At 54.6% G+C, this 21,977-nt stretch carries 22 protein-coding genes and 1 riboswitch; of the genes, 9 read left to right on the top strand and 13 right to left on the bottom strand.

Translation table 11 applies throughout. The annotated features are described in order from the left end of the window. Positions 1 to 375 (bottom strand): hypothetical protein, encoded by a 375-nt coding sequence (locus ACORNT_RS01460; protein ID WP_321394344.1) that lies wholly within the window; start codon positions 373 to 375, stop codon positions 1 to 3. A gap of 490 nt (positions 376 to 865) precedes the next feature. Between ACORNT_RS01460 and ACORNT_RS01455 the strand changes: the two genes are divergently transcribed. After that, entirely contained in the window at positions 866 to 1,564 is a 699-nt protein-coding gene (locus ACORNT_RS01455; protein ID WP_321394341.1) for a TorF family putative porin, read from the top strand. An 80-nt stretch (positions 1,565 to 1,644) separates the two neighbouring features. Here ACORNT_RS01455 and ACORNT_RS01450 read toward each other — a convergent pair whose 3' ends face one another. Then, the gene (locus tag ACORNT_RS01450) at positions 1,645 to 3,006 is read right to left on the bottom strand and encodes a TldD/PmbA family protein (RefSeq protein WP_420717511.1); all 1,362 of its coding nucleotides are present in this window, start codon (positions 3,004 to 3,006) and stop codon (positions 1,645 to 1,647) included. 298 nt (positions 3,007 to 3,304) lie between these two features. On the opposite strand from ACORNT_RS01450, the gene ACORNT_RS01445 reads away from it, so the two are divergent. Continuing rightward, the gene (locus ACORNT_RS01445) at positions 3,305 to 3,787 is read left to right on the top strand and encodes a MarR family winged helix-turn-helix transcriptional regulator (RefSeq protein WP_321394335.1); all 483 of its coding nucleotides are present in this window, start codon (positions 3,305 to 3,307) and stop codon (positions 3,785 to 3,787) included. 10 nt (positions 3,788 to 3,797) lie between these two features. On the opposite strand, the gene ACORNT_RS01440 is transcribed toward ACORNT_RS01445, so the two are convergent. The 3 genes from ACORNT_RS01440 to ppa form a co-directional block, all read right to left on the bottom strand. Beyond that, positions 3,798 to 5,312 carry a UbiD family decarboxylase gene (locus ACORNT_RS01440; protein ID WP_321394331.1) on the bottom strand — a complete coding sequence of 505 codons (1,515 nt, stop codon included), beginning with the start codon at positions 5,310 to 5,312 and terminating at the stop codon, positions 3,798 to 3,800. Positions 5,313 to 5,399: 87 nt separating this feature from the next. Next, positions 5,400 to 6,086 carry a PEP-CTERM sorting domain-containing protein gene (locus tag ACORNT_RS01435; RefSeq protein ID WP_321394328.1) on the bottom strand — a complete coding sequence of 229 codons (687 nt, stop codon included), beginning with the start codon at positions 6,084 to 6,086 and terminating at the stop codon, positions 5,400 to 5,402. 239 nt (positions 6,087 to 6,325) lie between these two features. Continuing rightward, positions 6,326 to 6,877 (bottom strand): inorganic diphosphatase, encoded by a 552-nt coding sequence (gene ppa, locus ACORNT_RS01430; protein ID WP_321394325.1) that lies wholly within the window; start codon positions 6,875 to 6,877, stop codon positions 6,326 to 6,328. A 206-nt stretch (positions 6,878 to 7,083) separates the two neighbouring features. Here ppa and ACORNT_RS01425 point away from each other — a divergent pair, with 206 nt between their 5' ends. After that, positions 7,084 to 9,069: a sodium-translocating pyrophosphatase gene (locus ACORNT_RS01425; protein WP_321394324.1), complete on the top strand. Its 1,986-nt coding sequence runs from the start codon at positions 7,084 to 7,086 to the stop codon at positions 9,067 to 9,069. Between the two features lie 76 nt (positions 9,070 to 9,145). Here ACORNT_RS01425 and ACORNT_RS01420 read toward each other — a convergent pair whose 3' ends face one another. Continuing rightward, positions 9,146 to 10,063 carry a sulfotransferase domain-containing protein gene (locus tag ACORNT_RS01420; protein WP_321394322.1) on the bottom strand — a complete coding sequence of 306 codons (918 nt, stop codon included), beginning with the start codon at positions 10,061 to 10,063 and terminating at the stop codon, positions 9,146 to 9,148. A gap of 362 nt (positions 10,064 to 10,425) precedes the next feature. On the opposite strand from ACORNT_RS01420, the gene ACORNT_RS01415 reads away from it, so the two are divergent. Next, positions 10,426 to 11,250 carry a MipA/OmpV family protein gene (locus tag ACORNT_RS01415; protein ID WP_321394319.1) on the top strand — a complete coding sequence of 275 codons (825 nt, stop codon included), beginning with the start codon at positions 10,426 to 10,428 and terminating at the stop codon, positions 11,248 to 11,250. Positions 11,251 to 11,253: 3 nt separating this feature from the next. On the opposite strand, the gene ACORNT_RS01410 is transcribed toward ACORNT_RS01415, so the two are convergent. Further along, on the bottom strand, positions 11,254 to 11,688 hold the full coding sequence (locus tag ACORNT_RS01410) for a RidA family protein (RefSeq protein ID WP_321394316.1): 435 nt from the start codon (positions 11,686 to 11,688) through the stop codon (positions 11,254 to 11,256). A gap of 263 nt (positions 11,689 to 11,951) precedes the next feature. On the opposite strand from ACORNT_RS01410, the gene ACORNT_RS01405 reads away from it, so the two are divergent. Then, positions 11,952 to 12,638, top strand: a complete 687-nt coding sequence (locus tag ACORNT_RS01405; protein WP_321394313.1) for a hypothetical protein — start codon at positions 11,952 to 11,954, stop codon at positions 12,636 to 12,638. Positions 12,639 to 12,821: 183 nt separating this feature from the next. On the opposite strand, the gene gcvPB is transcribed toward ACORNT_RS01405, so the two are convergent. The 4 genes from gcvPB to gcvT are packed head-to-tail and all read right to left on the bottom strand — an operon-like array spanning position 12,822 to position 17,273. After that, positions 12,822 to 14,384, bottom strand: coding sequence for an aminomethyl-transferring glycine dehydrogenase subunit GcvPB (gene gcvPB, locus ACORNT_RS01400; protein ID WP_321394311.1), 1,563 nt, complete (start codon positions 14,382 to 14,384; stop codon positions 12,822 to 12,824). Then, the gene (gcvPA, locus tag ACORNT_RS01395) at positions 14,381 to 15,727 is read right to left on the bottom strand and encodes an aminomethyl-transferring glycine dehydrogenase subunit GcvPA (RefSeq protein ID WP_321394307.1); all 1,347 of its coding nucleotides are present in this window, start codon (positions 15,725 to 15,727) and stop codon (positions 14,381 to 14,383) included. The genes gcvPB and gcvPA overlap by 4 nt, the downstream gene beginning before the upstream one ends. 19 nt (positions 15,728 to 15,746) lie before the next feature. Beyond that, positions 15,747 to 16,121, bottom strand: a complete 375-nt coding sequence (gene gcvH, locus ACORNT_RS01390) for a glycine cleavage system protein GcvH (protein WP_321394304.1) — start codon at positions 16,119 to 16,121, stop codon at positions 15,747 to 15,749. 33 nt (positions 16,122 to 16,154) lie between these two features. Continuing rightward, positions 16,155 to 17,273 (bottom strand): glycine cleavage system aminomethyltransferase GcvT, encoded by a 1,119-nt coding sequence (gene gcvT, locus ACORNT_RS01385; RefSeq protein WP_321394301.1) that lies wholly within the window; start codon positions 17,271 to 17,273, stop codon positions 16,155 to 16,157. A 143-nt stretch (positions 17,274 to 17,416) separates the two neighbouring features. Then, positions 17,417 to 17,518: riboswitch (glycine riboswitch) on the bottom strand. A 235-nt stretch (positions 17,519 to 17,753) separates the two neighbouring features. Here gcvT and ispH point away from each other — a divergent pair. From ispH to ACORNT_RS01365, 4 genes are read left to right on the top strand one after another with little or no spacing between them, the layout of a single operon-like run. Continuing rightward, positions 17,754 to 18,698 carry a 4-hydroxy-3-methylbut-2-enyl diphosphate reductase gene (gene ispH / locus ACORNT_RS01380; RefSeq protein WP_321394298.1) on the top strand — a complete coding sequence of 315 codons (945 nt, stop codon included), beginning with the start codon at positions 17,754 to 17,756 and terminating at the stop codon, positions 18,696 to 18,698. A 2-nt stretch (positions 18,699 to 18,700) separates the two neighbouring features. After that, a complete protein-coding gene (locus ACORNT_RS01375; RefSeq protein ID WP_321394295.1) occupies positions 18,701 to 19,666 on the top strand; it encodes a homoserine kinase in 966 nt (321 codons plus the stop codon). Beyond that, on the top strand, positions 19,666 to 20,100 hold the full coding sequence (rnhA, locus tag ACORNT_RS01370) for a ribonuclease HI (protein ID WP_321394292.1): 435 nt from the start codon (positions 19,666 to 19,668) through the stop codon (positions 20,098 to 20,100). Before ACORNT_RS01375 ends, rnhA begins: the two co-directional genes overlap by 1 nt. A gap of 27 nt (positions 20,101 to 20,127) precedes the next feature. Further along, entirely contained in the window at positions 20,128 to 20,778 is a 651-nt protein-coding gene (locus tag ACORNT_RS01365; protein WP_321394290.1) for an ankyrin repeat domain-containing protein, read from the top strand. Here the strand turns inward: ACORNT_RS01365 and ACORNT_RS01360 are convergent, their stop codons facing one another. Beyond that, complete coding sequence (locus ACORNT_RS01360) at positions 20,779 to 21,204, bottom strand: SRPBCC domain-containing protein (protein WP_321394287.1); 426 nt, start codon at positions 21,202 to 21,204, stop codon at positions 20,779 to 20,781. Positions 21,205 to 21,262: 58 nt separating this feature from the next. After that, complete coding sequence (locus ACORNT_RS01355; protein ID WP_321394281.1) at positions 21,263 to 21,898, bottom strand: carbonic anhydrase; 636 nt, start codon at positions 21,896 to 21,898, stop codon at positions 21,263 to 21,265. Positions 21,899 to 21,977: the final 79 nt, after the last annotated feature.

Below are 21,977 nucleotides of genomic sequence, written 5' to 3'. Positions count from 1 at the left end.
CTAGATCAGGAAATCCTTGGTTTTTTTCAGACCGAAGATGGCCAGCGCCACCAGCAGCAGGAACTCGATGGCCTTGTTCAGGCCCTCAAAGATGTATTTTTCAGACAGCAGGGCAAGGCTGATTGCAAAAATAATCAGACCGGCATGATAGGTGATACGCAGCCACTGGCGGCGTTTGATCTGCTCCAGCCAGTGCTTGTGCTTCATTTCCTGCCAGACAAGGATACCGGCCTCCAGGGCCAGGAAGAAAATCAGGGTCCGGTAACCTGAAGTCTGGAAAAATACACTGAGCGGCCAGATAATGAAGGCAATCGCCACAATGGCGACAAGGACAAGAAGTAATTTTTTAAGGTCCCGGGATCCGGCTTCCGGCATGATTTTACCCCATCTCAATCGACGTTATTGCAGGAAAATGCCTGTCACTTAACAGGGTGTCACGTCTGACTTTATCCGTCAAGTTGTCCGGTGGCCTTGCGATGTGATATACATCGTAAGGCGACAAAAGGTGCCCTTGGCAAAAAAAATGACCCGTCAGTAACTATTTTTTACGCGGTATATTTAGCAGTCGCAGCAAAAATATATAAGCTTTTCTGCCATTTTTCCGCAGTGTGCTGATTAAAAAATAATCAATATATAAAAATGCAAAAAATATAGGCAGTTTTTGAACAAAATTTTGCCTTAATTGGGGTCGATACAACTCCCCAGAGGTTGGTCAAAGCACCGCCTCTCTTGTTAAACTTCTGTTAACATATTGATAATAAATGGGTTAACCAACGATATGTGGAGTTTGGCATGAAAATTGAATTAAGGCAGTATGAACTTGCCAAGGTTCAAAAAAAATAAATTTAAGTTTAAGGAGAGAAACGTGAAAACACTTAAGAGTGCCATTTTGGCTTCCGTTGCTACTGTCGCCATCGCCTCAGCTGCAGCACCAGCATTTGCAGAAGAAGAAGGTTTCCTGGGCGGTGAAGTCAGCGCCAATGTGGCCATCACAACCCAGTACCGGTTCCGTGGTGTGTCCCTCAGCAACGAAGACATCGCCATTCAGGGTGGTCTCGACTACAGCCATGAAAGTGGTTTCTATGTAGGTACATGGATGTCCAGCATGGACGATACCGTGGCTTTCGGTGAGACAGAAATGGACGTCTACGCCGGTTATGGTGGCGAAATTGAAGGATTTTCCTATGACATCGGCCTGCTGATGTATGTTTATCCTTCAGGCAATAGCTCTGATTACCTCGAAGCATACGGTTCCGTAGGGGCTGATCTCGGCGTAGCCTCCGCAACTGTTGGTATGGCCTATGCTTTCTCCAGCGACAATACCGGTGACCAGGACAATATCTATGTTTACGGCGATCTGGAATCCGCCATTCCCGATACTCCTTTCACAGTATCAGCTCACCTTGGTTACGAAGACGGTTTCTTTGACAGCAAGCTGGACTGGAGCATCGGTGCTTCTGTAGCTTACGGTGGTCTTGATTTCGGTCTGGCCTATGTTGACACCGACATGGCTGGTGACATGACTGACGCGACTGTTGTTTTCTCAGTCGGCGCTTCTTTCTAAGCCAGAAGAAACAGATTATTTTAGGGCCTGCCTCCTTCCGGAGGCAGGCCTTGTTATTTTAATCTGAAGTATTTCCGGTGTTAACTGCCGGCCAGCATCATTTTTTCGATGCGCAGGGTCGGGGCATCGGTGCCGTATTTCAGTTCAAGGTCACTGGCGGCGCTTAAACACAGGAACATGTCCTTCAAATTGCCGGCAATGGTGATTTCATTGACCGGGTAGGTCAATTCCCCGTTTTCGATCCAGAACCCGCTGGCGCCGCGACTATAGTCGCCGGTAATGCCGTTCACGCCCATGCCGATCAGTTCAGTGACATAAAAGCCGGATTTTATATCTGCCATCAGTTCCGCAGGGGATGGCTTTCCGGCAGCCAGGTAAAGGTTGCTGGACGACGGATGAGGCGGTGACGAGGTTCCCCGGCTGGCATGGCCGTTGGTCTGCAGGCCGAGCTGGCGGGCGCTGCTGCTGTCCAGGATCCAGTTTTGCAGGACTCCGTCCCGGATCAGATCCATTTTGCCGTTGGCGACACCTTCGCCGTCGAACGGCCTTGAAGAAACACCTCTGCAAATATGCGGGTCGTCAATGATCCGGATATCGGCGGGGAAAATCCGCCTGTTCAGGGATTCTTTCAGGAAGCTGGTGCCCCGGGCAATGGACTGGCCGTTAACGGCGCTGGCCAGATGTCCGACAAGGGTGCGGGATACCCGTGGATCGAAGATCACCGGTACCTGCGTTGTTTTTACCTTTTGCGGGTTGAGCCGCCTCAGCGCCCGTTCAGTGGCTTCCCGGGCAATGTTGGCCGGTGTGTCCAGATCTTCCAGATGGCGTTTGGAGCTATAGCTGTAATCCCGCTCCATGCCTGTGCCGGACCCGGCGATAACGGAAACGCTCAGGCTGAAGCTGCTGGACTGGTAGGTCTGGGCGAAGCCGTCTGAATTGCACAGGGCGATACTGGTTGCAGAAGTGCCGGCGCTGGCGCCCTGGGAATTGGTGATGCCGTCGACTTCCAGAGCCAGTTCCTCGGTTTCCCTGGCCATTTCTTTCAGTTTTTCGGCAGCTATTTTTGTGTCGTCATAGAGGTCAAGGCCTTCCGGTATTTTACCGGCCAGAAGATTCTTGTCAGCCAGGCCGCACCAGGGATCTTCCGGTGCATTTCGCGCCATGTCCAGGGCTCGTTCGACCAGAGTGTCCAGATTGGCCTGTCCCAGGTCGCTGGAGGAGACAATTGCCTGTTTTTTTCCGATAATGACCCGCAGTCCCAGATCGCTGCTTTCTGATCTCTCGACATCTTCCATCTTGCCGAGTCGCCATGAGACTGATTCTGACTCGCTTGAGAAAAAAACGGCGTCTGCCTGGTCTGCCCCGGCCTTTTGTGCAAGATATACCAAGGTTTCTAACCTTTTTAGGTTATTTTTGGCGATATTAATTTCATTTTGGGACATTTCTGCTTCCTTTGGACGCATTTTTTTTGTTTATAGAATCTAGTTTATAGAAGCAATTCCTTCTCAGTGCCAGAATGAACTGCTTCTTTGCGTCAGCAATTAAATATTGAAATTTTTTAACTTAAATGATTGTTTGTGGCCCTGTCCTATGGTTAATATTGTAAGACAGTGACTTAAAAACTGCATGCTGACCCGCCGTGTATTGAGAATATATTAGAATAAGAAAATACTAAATAATATAACGGGTTATAATAAGACGCGACGAGCGTTGTACAGAGTGGAAAGGGGGTAGAGTAACGTGGGCAATCAGGGTCCGGAAATATCCAGCAGTGATATCAAGAAATATATAGATACTTGTGTCTGCCTGAATATCCGGAAAGCATCACGAGCAGTAACCAGGCTTTATGACGATGCCTTGCATGAAACAGGTATTCGTTATACTCAGATGATCATTCTGATGGTGTTGAACCATCTGGAGAACATCACCGTCAGCGGTCTTGCAGATGAGCTGGTTATGGATACATCAACAGTTGCCCGCAATCTGCGGCCGCTGGAAAAGCAGAAACTGATTACCGTCATTCCCGGGAAGGATCGCAGGCAGCGGATCATATCCTTGACTGACAAAGGCAACGAAGTGGTTGCTGACGGCCTGCGCTACTGGCAGGTGGCGCAGCAGAAAATAACCGAAAACTTCACCGCCGAGGATTTTCTGAATCATCTTTCTTCAATCAATCATATCTCTGATGTGGTTCAGAGGATTGCCGACCCGCAACCAACCTGACCGGTGACGATCAGTCTGTTTTCCAGATTGATTTGCCGGAACCGGGCAGGCCGAGTTTTTCCCACAAGTCGTCAATTCTGGATACGACAGCCCGGTCCATGCTGATCTTTTCACCCCATTCCCGGTCGGTCTCTCCGCCCATCTTGTTGGTGGCGTCGAGGCCCATTTTGCCGCCCAGGCCGGAAACGGGAGAGGCAAAGTCCAGATAGTCAATGGGGGTATGTTCCATCAGGGTGGTGTCGCGCACCGGGTCCATGCGGGTGGAAATGGCCCACATCACATCCTTCCAGTCGCGGCAGTCGATGTCGTCATCCACCACAATGACAAACTTGGTGTACATGAACTGGCGCAGGTAGGACCAGACGCCCATCATCACCCGCTTGGCATGACCGGCATAGGCCTTTTTCATGCTGACCACGGCAATGCGATAGCTGCAGCCTTCCGGCGGCAGCCAGAAATCGACGATCTCCGGGAATTGCTGCTGCAGCAGCGGGATAAAGACCTCGTTCAGGGCCTCGCCCAGCACGCTCGGCTCATCGGGCGGGCGACCGGTATAGGTGCTGAGGTAAATGGGGGCTTTGCGCATGGTGATGGCGCTGACGGTGAAAACCGGAAACTGCTCCACCGAATTATAATAACCTGTATGATCGCCGTAGGGACCTTCATCGCCATAATCTGAAAGCGACACATGACCCTCCAGCACGATTTCGGCGGTGGCCGGAACTTTCAGCGGTACGGTCTTGCAGTCGACGAGCTCGGTTTTCTTGCCACGTAGAAGTCCGGCGAATTTATATTCGCTCAGGGTATCCGGCACCGGCGTTACAGCGCCGAGGATAGTGGCGGGGTCGGCACCCAGAACCACGGCCGCGGGCAAAGGCTCGGGCTTTTCATTTTTCCAGCGCTGGTAATGCTGTGCGCCGCCGCGGTGTTTGAGCCAGCGCATCAGGGTCTGGTTTTTATTCAGCACCTGCATGCGGTAGATACCCAGGTTGAAATCATCCTCGGCCACTTTGCCCGGGCCTTTGGTCACCACCAGCGGCCAGGTGATCAGCGGCGCCGGTTCGCCGGGCCAGCAGCCCTGGACGGGAAGTTTACTGAGGTCAATATCATTGCCGGTCAGCACCACTTCCTGCACCGGGGCCTTTTTCACCGTCTTCGGTGACATGGTCATGGCCTTCTTGACGATCGGCAGCATGTCCAGTGCGTCGCGGATATTCCGCGGCGGCTGCGGCTGGCGTAACACGGCCAGATCCTCGCCGACCTGGCGCAGTTCGGCGGGCTCTCTGTTCATGCCCCAGGCGACCCGCTCCACGGTGCCGAACAGGTTGACCAACACCGGCATGCAGTATTTCTCGCCGTTGGGGCCGACCGGGTTTTCGAACAGGATTGCCGGGCCGCCCTCGGCCAGCACCCGGGTCTGGATCTCGGTCATTTCCAGGTCTGTGCACACAGGTTCCGTCACCCGCACCAGACGGCCGGTTTGCTCAAGATGTTCCATGAAATCGCGCAAGGATGAATAACTCATAGAGCGGTTATAAGAGAAAAGTCATTGAGGGGAAACAGAAAAAAGGCCCCCGATGTCGGAGGCCTTTGATTTGAAATGACTTCCTGCTTAGCTGCGGCGGCGACGCGCCAGGCCGAAGCCGGCAAGGCCAAGACCCAGCAGGCCAAGGACGGCAGGTTCCGGTGTGTCAACTACTTCACCGAATTCAATGGTTAGAAACGCAGCTGAGTGCACATTGGAAGCTGTAAATATTGCTTCCGTTGCGCCTGTCTGTCCAGATAGACTGGCTAAAGAACCGCCAAGTGCAAACAAACCATCTCCTAATATTGCTGCATTTATATCGTCAAGGGCCGCCATTGACAAATCAATCGAGAATTGATCCATAGGTGAACCACTGGTTCCAAAATATTCATATGAACCATAATTGTCGCCATCACCTAGGTCATCAAACATGCTGGTTAGGCCTGTACCACCAGCTGCCAATGCAGTGACATCACCGGAGAATTCATTTAGCTGGAAAGTTTCTGAAGAATCCCGGGTGATATAGCTTCCGTTAGCTCGGACAGTAATGCTGGCGCTCGATACCGGCCCAGAAAGTGATGATAGGTCAAAAGCGAACCAGTTGCGGTACTGGACAAGAAAATATCCCACAACTATGTTTCGATTAGGTGATTGATGATAACCAGTCTGATCATACCAACCGTTGTCATAGGAATCGATGTTGATTATTTCTGCGCTTGCTGAAGATGCACCACATACAAGAGCGATTATGCCGCTCATTATCAATTTTTTCATTAGGAATGACCCCCGATAAATTTGTTAAATATTTTAATCGAATAGTCGGAGGGAAGCAAAAAATGTACCAATTAGCTGTTTATCCTTTTGAAACAATGTCATTTAGTAAGATCTAATTTTTGTTGGCGAAAAAAGTGTAAATTATTCCGACTCATTGTCAGGAGTTTTTACACTTTCACAAAAAAAGGCCCCTGGAATGTGGGGGCCTTTTCTAATTCTGTTATAAGGAAGGATTGGGCTCAGGCTTCCGCCTCGGCTTCTTCCGTTTTCGCCCGCTCGATCCCGTCGAGAATCATCTGTTTGGCTTTTTCAGGGCCGTCCCAACCGGTTACCTTGACCCATTTTCCGTCTTCCAGATCCTTGTAATGTTCAAAGAAATGCTGGATACGCTGGATCAGAATCTCGGGCAGGTCCTCATAGGTTTTGATGTTTTTGTATGTGGGGTCGGTTTTTACATCCGGCACGGCGAGGATTTTCTCGTCGCCGCCGGCTTCGTCTTCCATCAGCAGCACACCGACCGGCCGGGCGCGGATCACACAGCCGGGTACAAGTGGCTCGTCGACCACCACCATCACGTCACAGGGATCGCCGTCTTCGGACAGGGTGTGCGGCATATAGCCGTAGTTTGTCGGATAGCGCATGGGGGTATGCAGGATCCTGTCGACCAGAATGGCGCCGGAGCGTTTGTGCATTTCATATTTTACCGCGGCGCCGCCGGCGGGAACCTCGATGATCACATTGATTTCTTCGGGGGGATTAAGACCGGCACTGATCAAGTGTACTTGTGGCATGAATATTCACCTGTTTGTCTTGAATTTAAGGTTTGGACTCTGTTGCGCCGCAATATACCCAAATATGAGGCTTTGTCAGCATGAATCTTGCCAACGTCCCATAGATGATTTAACGTTTTTTCGGGCTTGCGGGAGATAAGCCCGCAGCAAAGATAAATAATTTTAAAATATAGGTAGTTCTAACTGATTTAATCTGAGGAGTGAATATGGCGGATTTAGCATTATATCCACCGGCGTTGGGCCTTCTGGGCCTTGTTGTGGCATTTATTTTATACAGAATTGTCGTCAGCCATAAAGTTGACAATGAAAAAGTGGCAAAAATCGGCGACCAGATTCATCTGGGCGCCATGGTGTTCATGAACCGCGAATATAAAATGCTGTTCCTGTTCAACATCGTCATCATTATCCCGCTTTATTATTACCTGGGACAGGAAACCACGATTTCCTTCATCGCCGGAACCGTGGCCAGCGGCGTTGCCGGTTATCTTGGCATGTTTTCCGCCACCAAGGCCAACACCCGCACGACAATGGCGGCCCATAACGAAGGCGCAGCTGCGGCCCTGAAAGTGGCCTTTTACGGTGGCTCCATCATGGGCCTCTGTGTGGCCTCGCTTGGTCTTCTGGGCCTGGGCCTGCTGTATTACTACTTCGGTGCGGAACATGCGGAAGCCATTCACGGTTTCGGTATGGGCGCCTCCACCGTGGCCCTGTTCTCTCGTGTTGGCGGCGGTATCTACACCAAGTCCGCCGACGTGGGCGCCGACCTTGTCGGCAAGGTGGAAGCCGGTATCCCGGAAGACGATCCCCGTAACCCCGGTGTGATTGCCGACAATGTGGGCGACAATGTGGGTGATGTGGCCGGCATGGGATCGGATATTTTCGAATCCTATTGCGGCTCCATGATTGCCACCATTGCGCTGGCGGAAACCCTGGCGGTGGCCAACCAGGCCAACCTGATGTCGCTGCCGCTGATGCTGGCTTCCATCGGCCTGATCTGTTCTATTCTGGGCATTGTCCTGGTCACGCTGATGTCCAGCAGCTCACCGGAAAAGGCGCTCAGGACCGGAACCATCGGTGCGGCCGTGCTGTTTATTGCGGCGGCTTATTTCGTTATTCAGCATTTCGGTATTGATGTGACCAAATGGTATGCCATCATCTGCGGCGCCGTCGGCGGCATCATCATCGGCCTGATCACTGAATATTACACAGCCGGTGCGCCTGTGCGGCGCATTGCAGAATCCGGTAAAACCGGGACGGCAACGGTTATGATCACCGGTCTGGCCGTTGGCATGCAGTCGGTGGTGATCCCGGTGCTGACCATCTGTGTCATCATCTTCCTGTCTACCATGTTTGCCGGACTTTACGGCGTCGGTCTTGCCGCCATCGCCATGCTGGCGACGGTTGGTATCACCATGGCCATTGATGCATACGGCCCGGTCGCTGACAATGCCGGCGGTATTGCGGAAATGGCCGGTCTCGGCAAAGACACCCGCGACATCACCGACAGCCTGGATGAGCTGGGCAATACCACGGCCGCCATCGGCAAGGGTTTTGCCATCGGGGCCGCGGCGCTGGCAGCGCTCAGCATCATTGCCGCTTTTGTGGCCACGGTGTCCAGCAATATCCCGGACTTCAGCCTGCAACTGGATAATCCGAAGGTGCTGGTGGGCCTGTTCATCGGCGGAACGCTGCCGTTCCTGATCGCCTCCATCACCATGACGGCGGTGGGCGATGCAGCCATGGAAATGATTGTGGAGATCCGCAGGCAGTTCAAGGAGATCCCCGGCCTGCTTGAGGGTACTGCCGAGCCGGATACGGAAAAGTGTGTGGATATCGCCACCACGGCGGCGCTCAAGAAAATGATCATTCCGGGCGCCATTGCCATTGTCACACCGGTGCTGGTAGGCAAATTGCTTGGGGCGGAAAGCCTTGGCGGCATGCTCGGCGGGGCCCTGCTGGGCTGTGTTCTGATGGCCCTGATGATGGCCAATGCCGGCGGCGCCTGGGATAATGCCAAGAAATATATCGAAAAAGGCAACCTTGGCGGCAAGGGCTCTGATGTCCATTCCGCCGCAGTGGTCGGCGACACGGTCGGCGATCCCTTCAAGGATACCTCCGGTCCCAGCATGAACATCCTGATCAATGTGATGGCGCTGGTTTCGCTGGTGATTGCCCCTCTACTGACCTTCTAGGGCAACCGCTACAGTTAAATTAAAGAAAAGCCCCCGCTATACGGCGGGGGCTTTTTTGTGTCTGTTTTCAAGTTTCTCAGGAAACCCAGTGCATCAGGTCGCGGTCGACCAGTCTGGAGAGCTTTTCCACATCGGGCGCCAGCTCGCGCTTCAGTTCCGCCCGGAGGTCGGCCGGCAGCGGGTCGCGCTTGGGTTTGGCCGTGTTCATCTTTTTGATTTTTGCTTTCAGGGCGGTGCGGCTTTCCAGCGGCATGATGGTCCTGGCGATCGCCGACAGCCACGGCGGCGGATTGCGTACAAAGAGATCCATGGCCTTTTTGCTGCGCATTTTCTTGTTGGGATTCATCACTTCAAACCCGGCATCAATATCGGGATCGATGTCCAGGAAACGGCAGGTGTCCTGATAAACGGCGCGGGTGTCTTTTTTCAGGTCGTCGAAAAAGTTGATCTTGACCTGATCCCGGGGGAATTCATCCATGAACCGTTTGACCTGGTCGTGGAACCGGACGAAATCCCGGTAGCAGGTGACCAGGTTCCAGACGTGTTCGGGCAGTCTCTTGCCCTGCCTGCGGTCCTCTTCCGCCGCCAGGGCGTCCTGCAGGTCCTCGAGCGGCTCGTTGCCTTCGAAAATATTCTGTGAATGATGGGACGGAATGACCTCCAGCGGATTGCGCAGGTGGATCAGGATTTTGGCGTCCGGATTAAAGGCCCGGATGTTCTGGGCCGCTTCTTTTGAGTAAAGATAAAAGACCGAGGATTCGCCGACCACTTTCTGGTCTTCCGCCGGGGCGAAAATCCGGCAGTATCTTTCCCACTGCCGGCCGGGACGGCTGGCATCCAGCAGGTCGGTGGCGAAATAGTGGGGTTCCTTGACCGCCATAAAAACATCCGGATGGCGGGCCAGGTAGGTATCCATGGCCGTGGTGCCGCTTTTGGCCGCGCCGACAAGAAACAGATTAGGTTTTCTTTTCATTATTATTTCGGTTTCAGTCATCAGATTTCCTCTGCCATTTTCCTCTGGGCCATCTTCCTCTGGATTTTCGTCGCATGGTACGGTCAAGATATTAAAAAAAAGAAAACTCCAGGACCAGTTCATACCCGATCCGGGAAAAAACATGAATAAAAAACCAGCCCCGGAAATGGATGTATATACCCTTATGAAGGAGCTGAATTTATTGCGGCAAAGATCATCAAAGACGGTACCCTTTTGAGGCCGGTTGCCCTAAAATGGCCTCAAGGTCATCGGAATATGATCTATCGCCGGGTTTGGGGCGTACCAGATTACAAGGGTCCTGAAAAACCGGCCGTTTAAAATGGTTCAATTTTGAAGTTTACTTTCGGGGGCGGTTCACTGCCATGAGTAAGATCAAGAATTTTATCCTCATGTTTCTTCTCTGTCTTCTGGGTGCGGAAGCACCGGCAGTCCGTGCACAGGATATGCCCCAGGCCGGGCCACCTGAGGCAGGGGAGCAGAAAGACTGGCGCATTTTCGCCGGTATAGGCACCATCATTTCTCCGGAGTACCCCGGCAGCAAATCCTATAATGTCACGCCCATTCCTTTTGGCGAAGTGCGTTATAAGGGGCGGTTTTTCCTCAATCCCTATTACGGGCTCGGCGCCCGGTTTGCCAAATTTGACTTTGATGACGAACATACCCTGTCCCTGTCCACCTCGCTGCGCTATAGCTTCAGCAACCGCAAGGAAAGCGACGATCCCCGCTTTGGGGGACTGGGCGATGTGGACGGGTCGGTGGAGCTGATGCTGTTTGCCGATTATCAGTTCGGGCGCTTTAACGTCAGCCTCGAGGGGGCACAGGGGCTCAACAGTTCCGGCCACGGCGGCTTCTCGACCACCCTCAGTGTAGAGTACGGCCAGCGTATTTTCACCAATTACCAGGTCCAGGGCGGTCCCTTCATCAGTTTCGGCGATGAAAAATATGTCAATGCCTTTTACGGCGTGACCGAAGCCCAGGCCGCGGCCAGCAGTTTCGACCGCTATGACGTTGGCGCCGGGTTTCACAAGATGGGCTTCAAGCTCAATGTGATCACCTTTATCACGCCCCGGATCGGGGTTTATGTGCTGGGCCTCTATAATCACCTGATCAGCGATGCGGCCGACAGCCCGCTGATCGAGACCCGGGACAGTCTCCTCGCCCTGGCCGGGGTGGCTTACCGGTTCTAGGCCCTAGTTAACCGCAGCAAGGCATTCCACTTCCAGCAGCGCGCTCAGCGCCAGCCCGTCCGCACCCAGCGCCGAGCGGGCCGGAAGTTTGCCGTCCGGGAAATAGGTCACATAGACGGTGTTGAAATCGCCCCACTGGCTCATGTCATCAAGGAACACGGTGCACTTTATGATTTTATCCATGCCGCTGCCGTGCTTTTCCGTAACTGCCTTGATGTTGTCCATGGTCTGCCGGGCCTGTTCGGCCATGCCGCCCGCGACGATCTTGCCGTCGGGCCCGGTGGCGATCTGGCCGGACATATAGAGCACGCCGTTATATTCCACCGCCTCGGCAAAGGGCAGGGCCGGATCGGGATGCGGGAAATGGGTGACTTCGCTCGCCAGGGCCGGGAAGGCGAAAGCGGTGAGCAGGGCGGCGAGGGTGAATGTTCTGCGCATGAGGTGTCCCCTTATTTGTGTTTGGAGCAGGATAGCACAGGAGAGCAGGGCCGTCATTCCCGCTTCTTCCCTCGTTATGCCTGCTTCCTCCACCGTCATTCCTGCGAAAGCAGGAAACCATCTTTCAACCGTACAGACCTGTCACGCGGACCCATGGACCCCCGCTTTCGCGAGGGTGACGATTAAGTGCTATGGTTGTTATTTTATTTGCTACTCTACTTTGCAGAACATTCGTGATTTTTATTTATTGTGGGTAAAACCTAATGGTCAAATCGTTGAAAGAGAATTGGTATCTATTTGCGTTCGTTTTCTTAGCGGGAGGATGGAGTGCTGTATTTTGGTTTAATGATTGGTACGCGTTGTGGGAAATGATCAATAAATACCAAATTATGATTGGCACTATCTTAGCATTGTTTGCCGCAGCAGTTGCATGGAAAGGGGTGCAACTTCAAATGATTAGTGCAAAAAATGAAAATAATTTAGATAGGCTGTTAAATAAAATTGCGGCTCACAGAATGGTTGCTCTTGAACTGGTGCAAAACAGTGTGGTTTGTGCAGATATTATTGGTTTCTTACAAAATGGGATTGAGGCCAATCTTTTAAGTAATCAAAAGGGCGCTCAAACAATGTTGATGGATTGTAGGAAAAGGGCTGGAATGTTGAGTAGTAAAATATTCCTGCAACATTCATTATTTCTTGCCCAATCTAAGCCTGATATCTTTGAGACAGCAAGTAGAGCTTATTTACTGATTGGGGCTATTGAACCACTTGTTCATCTAACTGAAAAACTAGACTCTCATCCTCAATATCTTGGAACTGAGGAGCAAAAAGCGCAATATCTCGGACTGATTAATGCAGTAGAGCATTCAAAAACAGTATTTTTCGAGGCGAGCAGTGTAATTAAGAGTGAGCAAATTCTGTTGGAGGCTGAAATTGAAAAATATAATTGAAGCTTCAAAACTAGACGCATAATAAAGTTACACACCGTTTTCTCTCTACCCCTGTCATTCTCACGCAGACGGGAACCCAGACAATGGTGGACAGGGGCTTTTTTATCCGGACTGGACCCCCGCCTTCGCGGGGGGGGACGGTTGAAAAGTAAAAAAGGGAGCCCTCAGGCTCCCTCTCTCATTTTATTCCGCAGCTTCCGCGCTTTCTTCCGGCCTCTGCCAGCGCAAGACCGGCTTCCGGGCCGCGGTGGTTTCATCGAGCCGTCGCCGCGGCGCATGGTAAGGCGCGCCGGCGAAACGGTCGGCATCCCCCGACAGGGCCTTGTCCACCAGATGGCGCATGGAACCGATGAACTGGTCGAGCGACTGTTTGCTTTCGGTCTCGGTCGGTTCGATCAGCATGGCGCCGTGCACCACCAGCGGGAAATACATGGTCATCGGGTGATAACCCTCGTCGATCATGGCCTTGGCGAAGTCAAGCGTCTCCACGCCGCTCTTGTTCAGGAAACGATCGTCGAACAGGGCCTCGTGCATGCAGGGACCCTCGAAGCTGGCACTCATCACATCTTTCAGGCTGGCGAGGATATAGTTGGCATTGAGCACGCTGTCCTCCGCCACCTGGCGCAGGCCGTCCGATCCGTGCGACATCATATAGCTTAAGGCCCGGGTGAACATGCCCATCTGGCCATGAAACGCGGTCATGCGGCCGAAGCTGTCGCCGGTGTCGTCATGTTCGACCATGGTGAAGTCTTCTTCACCCACGACCACATAAGGCGTGGGCACGAAGGGCGCGAGCGCCTCGGAAAAGACCACCGGACCGGCGCCCGGACCGCCGCCGCCGTGCGGGGTGGAGAAGGTCTTGTGCAGGTTGATATGCATACAGTCGACACCCAGGTCGCCGGGGCGGACCTTGCCGACGATGGCATTGAAGTTGGCGCCGTCGCAATAGAAGTAAGCCCCCGCTTCATGGACCGCATCGGCGATTTTCTTGATGTCGCGCTCGAACAGGCCGCAGGTATTGGGATTGGTCAGCATGATCGCGGCCACATCGGGCCCGAGCGCGTCTTTCAGGGCCGCGAGGTCGACGCGGCCGTCTTCGGTGGCCGGAATCGCCTTCACCGTATAGCCGCACAAGGCGGCGGTGGCAGGGTTAGTGCCGTGGGCGGACTCCGGCGCAAGTACTATTCTACGCTCTTCCCCGCGCTTGTCGAGCGCGGCGCGAATGGCCATCATGCCGCAGAGTTCCCCATGCGCGCCCGCTTTCGGCGACATGGCGACGGCGGGCATGCCGGTGAGGGTTTTAAGCCAGTGAGCCAGCGTATCGATCAAATCGAACGCCCCCTGGACCGTGGATTGGGGCTGCAGCGGGTGAATGTCGGCGAGACCCGGCAGGCGGGCGACTTTTTCGTTGAGCCTGGGGTTATGTTTCATGGTGCAGCTGCCGAGCGGATAGAGCCCCATGTCGATGGCGTAATTCTGGCGGCTGAGGCGGGTGTAATGGCGCATGGCTTCCGGCTCGCTGAGACCCGGCAGACCGATCTCGCCTTTACGTTCCAGCCCGCCGAGGCGGCTGTGCACTTCCGGCACCTCGGGCAGGTCGACGCCGGTGGTGGTCGTATCGCCGATTTCATAGATCAGCAGCTCTTCCTGGGCGAGGCCCATATTGCCGCTGAAGGTGTCACGGGCGGCGGCGGAAAGATCCTGGGCCGCATCGATGTTGGTGGGGCGTCCCTGATTGTTCATCATTTCAGCGCCTCCTTCAGTTCATAATAGAGGGCGTACATGTCATTCTCGCTGACGGTTTCGGTCACTGCGACCAGAAGCAGGTTGTCAAGCTCCGGCTTGCCCGGATAGAGGCGGCTCACCGGCAGCCCGGCGATGATGCCCTGGTCGACAAGCTGTTCCACCACAGGGGCGGCGGGCTTTGAGAGTTTCAGGGTGAATTCGTTGAAGAAGCTGTCGTTCAGCAGTTCCACCCCGTCGATGTCGCTGAGCTTGTCGGCGAGCTCACAGGCTTTGGCGTGGTTCAGCGCCGCCAGCCTGGTAAAGCCCGCTTCGCCCAGCAAAGTCATATGGATGCTGAAAGCGAGGGTGCAGAGCCCGGCATTGGTGCAGATGTTGCTGGTCGCTTTCTCGCGGCGGATATGCTGTTCCCGGGTCGACAGGGTCAGCACAAAACCGCGTTTGCCGTCGGCGTCCCGGGTTTCCCCGCACAGGCGGCCCGGCATTTGCCGCACATATTTCTGGTTGGTGGCGAACAGGCCCACATAAGGCCCGCCGAAATTGAGGCCGACCCCTAGGGACTGACCTTCGCCGACCACGATATCCGCGCCCATTTCACCGGGGGACTTTATGGCGCCGAGGGAGACCACTTCCGTGACCACGACGACCAGCAGGGCTTTTTTGGCATGCACGGCGTCGGCCAGCTTGGTGAAGTCCTGCAGGTTGCCGAAAAAGTCCGGGTTCTGGACGACGATGCAGCTTGTTTCGTCATCAATCTGGCCGATCAGGTCTTCCACGCCGCTCACCGCCGGGGGATTGACCACGGTCACGTCCTCGGTGAAGGCGGTGGTGCATTTGATCACCTCGATATACTGCGGATGCAGGCTGCCGGAAATGATCGCCTTGTTCTTGCGGGTTACGCGCCGGGCCATGAGGACGGCCTCTGCCGCGGCGGTGGAGCCGTCATACATGGAGGCATTGGCCACATCCATGCCGAAGATCTGCGCGACCTGGGTCTGAAATTCAAACAGGGCCTGCAATGTCCCCTGGCTGATTTCCGGCTGGTAGGGGGTATAGGCGGTCAGGAACTCCCCGCGCTGGATCATATAATCCACTGTGGCCGGGACATGATGGCGATAGGCGCCGCCGCCGACAAAGAAGGGCGCTTCGCCCGCAGGCAGATTGCGTCCGGCAAAGGCCTTGAAGGCGGCCTCCACTTCCATTTCCGTGGCGTGACGCGGCAGGTCGACCGGGGCGTCGAGGAGGGCCTCTTCCGGCACATCCCGGAACAGCTCGTCAATATGCGTGACACCGATTTTGGCCAGCATGGCCGACCGGTCATCGGGGGTTAAGGGCAGATATCGCATGGGAAATCCTGTTCTTGGCTTAGTTGAGGCCGTCAGTAAAGGCCTTGTAACCTTCCGCATCCATCAGGCCGTCGAGCTGGCTCAGGTTGCTCATCTTGACCTTGTAAAACCAGCCGTCGCTTTCGGCGGCGCTGTTCACCAGGGCCGGGTCTTCTTCCAGGGCCGGGTTGCTTTCGGTCACTTCGCCGTCGACCGGGGCATAGATTTCGCTGGCGGCCTTGACTGATTCCACCACGGCGGCTTCATCGCCTTTTGTATGGCTGGCGCCGGCGGCGGGCAGTTCGACAAAGACAATATCGCCCAGCGCTTCCTGGGCATAGTCGGTGATGCCGACGGTGCCGATGTCGCCGTTGACGGTGATCCATTCATGTTCGTCTGTAAAATATGTGGTCATTTTTCTTCCTCAGGTTTTTGGCTCAGGTTCTTCTTATTTTGATGCTCTGTAATATCGTTGTTCCACGAAGGGCATGTCGGCCACTTTCGCCGGCAGTTTTTTGCCCCGGACCGACAGGAAAATTTCCGTGCCGGCTTTTGAATATTTGCGGCTCACATAGCCCATGGCCACCGGTGCGCCTAAGGAGGGGCCGAAACCGCCGCTGGTGATGGTGCCGATGACCTTGTCATCCTTGTTCAGGATTTCAGTGCCTTCCCGGGCCGGGGCGCGGCCATCGGGCAGGATACCGACCCGGAGCCGGGCCGGGCCGTCGGCGATCTGGGTCTGGATAATCACATCGCCCGGAAAGCCGCCCTGTTCCCGCCGGCGCTTGCCGATGGACCACAGAAGGTTGCCTTCAACCGGGGTTGTGCTGGTGTCGATGTCATGGCCGTACAGGCACAGGCCGCTCTCCAGCCGCAGGCTGTCGCGGGCGCCAAGGCCGATGGCTTCCACTTCCGTTTCGGCCAGCAGCAGGCGGCAGAGCCTTTCCGCTTCCGCCTCCGGCATGGAAATCTCGAAGCCGTCCTCGCCGGTATAACCGCAACGGCTGATGAAACAGGGCACCCCTTCGATGTCGTCCTCAAGGTAGGACATAAACGGCATCTCCGCCACGGCAGGGGTAAAGCGGGCGAGTACGGCGGCGGCTTTCGGTCCCTGCAGGGCAACCAGCGCCCGGTCGGAAAGCTCGGTCAGCTCGAACTCCACCGGCAGATGATGCAGTAGGTGGGCAATGTCCTGGGCCTTGCAGGCGGCATTGACCACCAGGAACAGGTCATTGTCCCGCCTGGTCACCATCAGGTCGTCGAGGATGCCGCCGATATCATTGGTGAACTGGGTATAGCGCATGCGGCCGGGTTTCAGGTCGACGATATTGCCGGGCACCAGGCTTTCCAGCCATTTGTCGGCATTCTCGCCGGAGAGTACAACCTGTCCCATATGGGAGACGTCAAACAATCCCGCGTCTGACCGGCAGTGCAGATGTTCCTTCATCACCCCCATAGGATATTGAACCGGCATGGCATAGCCGGCGAAGGGCACCATTTTGCCGCCCAGCTCGTCATGCAGGGTGTAGAGGGGTGTTTTCTTCAGATCACTCAGATCAGCACTCATAAGGTTCTCCAGCCAGCGGCTATGTAACATAGGGTTTCACAGCAGACGTGTTCGTCCAAACTGTGCCCCCTCTGTCACGGAACCTGAGAGATTTACCCCGTCGGTGGGGACAATCCTTTCAGAATATCCCGCTTTCCAGAGTGCTGTTCCTTGCGGTCCTTTTGCCTGAGAGTTTCCGGGGCGGTTGCTCCTTCGGCGCCGGTGCTGACTTATTAGGTCTGGCCGGGCTCTCCCGCAAGGTAAATTTGCAGGCCCAGCATAGTCGGCAAGGGCCAGAAGTCAATCGGGGAATTTTGCTGAAAAATTTATATGCGTTTCCATAAGTTTCCTGCACATCTTTAACATCTTGCTTTGTCTGGATAATTTTGAAAACCACGAATCAATGCACAAATGGGGACGGTGATCCGGGGTCATCTGGGGGCCGGTTAAAGGGGAAATTTAGTATATTCAATTTCGGCAAGATTGTGTATAAGCGGGGCCATGAACAAAGCCGTTATCAATCTATATATCGCCAATCCCCGGGGTTTTTGCGCCGGTGTGGACAGGGCCATCCAGATCGTCGAAATGGCGCTGGAGAAATTCGGCGCGCCGGTCTATGTGCGCCATGAAATCGTCCATAACAAATATGTGGTCGAGGGCCTGAAGAAACGCGGCGCCATCTTTGTTGATGAACTGGATGAGGTGCCGGACGACATGCCGGTGGTTTTTTCCGCCCACGGGGTGCCGAAATCGGTGCCGGCGGAAGCAGAACGGCGCAAGATGATGTATGTGGACGCCACCTGTCCGCTGGTCAGCAAGGTGCACCGGGAAGCGGAGCGGCATGAACGCACCGGCCGGGACATTGTCATGATCGGCCACGAGGGGCACCCGGAAGTCATTGGCACCATGGGCCAGTTGCCGGAAGGCAAAATCAGGCTGGTGGAAACGGTGGAGGATGTGGCAGGACTGGAATTTTCCAATCCGGATAATGTCGCCTATATCACCCAGACCACCCTGTCGGTGGATGACACCACCGATATTATCGCCGCGCTGAAAGAAAAATTTCCCGGCATCCAGGATCCGAAAAAAGAAGATATCTGTTACGCCACCACCAACCGGCAGGGGGCCGTCAAGGCCATGTCGGAAAAGGTCGATGCGGTGCTGATCATCGGGGCGCCCAACAGCTCAAACTCCAAACGCCTGGTCGAGGTCGCCAGCCGCCAGGGCTGCAAAAGCATGCTGATCCAGCGGGCCGCCGATATTGACTGGACCTGGCTGGAAGCTGTCGAGAATGTGGGTATTTCCGCCGGCGCCAGTGCACCGGAAGTCCTGGTCGAGGAAGTGATCGACGCCTTCCGGGATCGTTATGAGGTGAAGCTTGACCAGGTCATGACGGTCGAGGAAAATGTTGTGTTCAAAGTACCCGCCATATTGCTCAGGGATTAGAAATGGCTGTTTATACCCAGGTTACCGCAGAAGAAATTAACGAATTCATCGCCAGCTATGATGTTGGTGAGGTTGTATCCTTCAAGGGTATTGCCGAAGGCTCGGAAAATACCAACTATTACCTGCAGACGACACAGGCCAGCTTTATCCTGACCCTGTTCGAGGCCCGGGTAAACCCGGATGACCTGCCCTTTTACATGGGCCTGATGGACCACCTGAATCACAAGGATATTGTCTGTGCGACACCTGTGCGGGACCGGAGCGGCCGGAACCTGACAACATTATGCGGACGTCCGGCGGCCCTGATCACCTTCCTGCAGGGCATGGCCATTAACAAGCCGCAGCCGGATCATTGCCGCCAGCTTGGCGGTGAACTTGCCCGTATGCATCTGGCGGCGGCGGATTTCGGGATGAGTCGGGAAAATGACCTGTCGGTTTCCGGCTGGGAAAAACTGGTGGCCGATTGTGAGGACGGCGCCGACCGCTGTGCGCCCGGCCTTTGCGGCACCCTCAGGCAGGAGCTTTCTTTTCTGAAAGCAAACTGGCCTGATGATCTGCCCCGGGGCATTATCCATGCGGATCTTTTTCCGGACAATGTCTTTTTCCTTGAGGGCAAACTTTCCGGCCTGATCGACTATTATTTCGCCTGCACTGATTTTCTCGCCTATGACATTGCGGTTTGTATGAACAGCTGGTGTTTCGAGGCGGACGGCTCCTTTAATGTGACCAAGTCTACCCAGCTGCTTAAAGGCTATAACGAGGTGCGGCAACTGGACGAGCGTGAACTTGCCGCTCTGCCGACCCTGTGCCGGGGGGCGGCGCTCAGGTTTTTGCTGACAAGGCTTTATGACTGGCTCAACCGGGTCGAGGGGGCCATGGTCCAGGTCAAGGATCCGACCGAATATCTGACCAAGCTGAAATTCCATCAGGGGGTGAAAAACGCCTCTGCCTATGGACTGGATATCTGATGAAGGAAGTGATCGCCTATACGGATGGCGCCTGTTCAGGTAATCCCGGTCCCGGCGGCTGGGGCGTGTTGATGCAGTCCGGAAAACATGAAAAAGAACTCTGCGGCGGTGAGACGGATACTACCAATAACCGCATGGAGCTGATGGCGGCCATCCAGGCGCTGAATGCGATCAGGTTCCCCTGTCATGTGACCATCTATACTGACAGCGTCTATGTCAAAGACGGCATCACCAAATGGATTCATAACTGGAAGAAAAACGGCTGGCGCACGGCCAACAGAAAACCGGTGAAAAATGCCGAGCTCTGGCAGCAGTTGGAAGAGGCCATTGAAAGCCACAATGTGAGCTGGAAATGGGTCAAGGGACATGCCGGTCATCCGGGCAATGAAAAAGCCGACGAGCTGGCCCGGCGCGGTATGGCGGATTATCAGTAAGAGCGGATTATCAACAGGAAGAAAAGCATGGCGACCAGAGATGACGTGTTCAAGGCGATCGATATTGCCGATGCGGACAAGCTGAACGAGATCCTGGACAAGGAGCCCGGGCTTGCCTCGGCCCGCAGCGAGGACGGCCTGTCGGCTGTACTCTTCACACTTTACCTGCAGAAGCATGACCTGACCGACATTCTCCTTGCTCATGAACCCCAGCTCGATCTTTTTGATCTGGCGGCACTGGGCATGAACGATTTGCTGGCAGTGGTGCTGACCGATCCGCGGATAGATGTGAATATGTATGCGGGCGACGGGTTTTCCGCCCTGCATCTGGCCTGTTTTTTCGGTCAGGAGGAAACAGTGAAGCTGCTGATCGATAAAGGTGCCGATGTCAATATGATGGCGCCCAATGACAGCCATCTCTATCCGTTGCACAGCGCCGCAGCCGGCGGGCAGGAAGCTATTGCGGAGCTTCTCCTGGAAGCCGGCGCCGACCCCAACACCATTCAGGGTGGAGGATATACCGCCTTGATGTCGGCGGCCCATCAGGGATATGCAAATCTTGTCAGCCTGCTGCTGGAGAAGGGCGCAGACCTATCACTTGTCTCGGAAGACGGACGTCGCGCCATGGATTTTGCCAAAGGCCAGCCGGAGATCGAGAAACTTCTCACACGGCACTGATCATCCGGCGTTCAGGCGCTCCGCATAGGATTTGAGGCTGTAGAGATGGCTTTGCCAGCCGGCTTCATGGTCTTCCCTGATGCTGTCCATCAGGTCACCCATCAGTCCCTCCCAGCCGGTATGGGACAGAGTTAATTCGGTCCCGGATTCTGTCGGCTCAAGGGTGATGATCACTTCCGTGTCGATTTCCCAGTCCTCGTCCGCCCAGCTGAGGTGAAGTTTGCTGTTTTTTTCCAGCGTCTTGACGGTGCCCCGGGTGACACATTGTTCTCCTTCCCGGCCAAGCCAGCGTTCTTCAAAAGCACCGCCCACTTTGGCTTCCAGGCTGACATTATCTCCCCACCATTTGTCGAGGTGGGTCTTGTCGGTGAGGCATGACCAGACGGTTGCCGGGTCTGCCTTGATGGGAAGTTTCAGGGAAATCATCTGCCTCTCCGTTATATCGGACCCCTTCTTTTTGCGGAGTATGCCCGAATTTTACCGATCAGACCAGCGGGGAGAATTTTCCGCTTTTTTCATCCAGGGCGTAAAGGGTGCCGCTTTCAATTTCAAAATGCCATCCGTGCAGGGTCAGTTGTCCGTCCTGCTCTGCCTGTTTGATCCAGCGGAAGCTGCGCAGGTTTCTCAGACTGATCCTGATCGATTCCATCTCCATTTCCCTGAGTATTTTACTCTCCGGCTCACCTTTGAAATTATTTAGTGTGTTGTAGCGGGCTTCGTTGGCAATACTCATCCAGGGTTCGATGAAATCCACATGGTCCTGATTGTCGAAGTCGCCGTGATAAAGCGCCTTGATGCCGCCGCAATGGGCGTGGCCCATGACCACGATATCCTTGACTTTCAGGTGTCGAACGGCGAATTCCAGGGCGGCGCTTGAGCTGTGCTGGGTGCCGTCGGGGCAATAGGAGGGAACCAGGTTGGCCACATTGCGCAGGGAGAAGATGCTGCCCGGTTCCGCTTCGGTAATGATGACTGGGTCCGCCCGGCTGTCACAGCAGGAAATAATCATCACCTCCGGGGCCTGTCCATTTTCTACAAGGCTCTCATAGAGCTTTTTATCCTGCTGGAATCGGCCTTTCTGAAAATGACGGTGTCCGGAAACAAGATTCTCAAGCGGCATGGTTTTTCCTCTTATTGTTTATTTTTCTATATCCCATATAGGTCGGGGCATCCACTATTTACAGGTATAAAATGCTATC

The sequence above is a fragment of the Emcibacter sp. genome, from assembly GCF_963675455.1.
In the GTDB taxonomy this organism is placed as follows: Bacteria; Pseudomonadota; Alphaproteobacteria; order Sphingomonadales; family Emcibacteraceae; genus Emcibacter.
Note: the sequence above shows the minus strand (reverse complement) of the source record. Positions and strands in the feature narration are given on the sequence as shown.